At 51.5% G+C, this 540-nt stretch carries 1 protein-coding gene; it reads left to right on the plus strand.

The genetic code is table 11. The features are described from left to right. Nucleotides 1-88: 88 nt before the first annotated feature. On the plus strand, nucleotides 89-540 hold a 452-nt coding region (locus R8N49_RS29830), incomplete at its 3' end, for a macro domain-containing protein (protein ID WP_318190793.1).

Genomic DNA, 540 nt, shown 5'->3' on the forward strand with positions numbered 1-540 from the left:
AGTTAAAACCTCAAGTGATTGATGAGTAAGCTACACTTAACTGTGTTACTGACCATTTGTTTCTCATCATTGTAGAAGGCTCAAAAAAATGAACGCGATCTCGTTAGTCCAAGGCGACATCACCACCGCACATGTCGATGCCATCGTGAATGCAGCAAACCCGAGAATGCTCGGCGGAGGTGGCGTCGATGGTGCCATTCATCGCGCAGCAGGGCCTGCGCTTATCAATGCGTGTTATGCCGTTGATGATGTCGACGGTATTCGATGCCCGTTTGGTGACGCACGCATTACTGAGGCTGGCAATTTAAACGCGCGTTACGTCATTCATGCCGTTGGCCCGATTTACGATAAATTCGCCGATCCAAAAGCGGTGTTGGAATCTGCATATCAACGTTCGCTGGATCTCGCGCTCGCCAACCACTGCCAAAGTGTGGCGCTGCCTGCGATTTCTTGCGGAGTGTATGGTTACCCACCTCAAGAAGCAGCAGAAGTCGCGATGGCCGTTTGTCAAAGACCGGAATACGCGGCACTCGACATGCG

This window comes from Vibrio sp. 1978 (genome assembly GCF_033344345.1).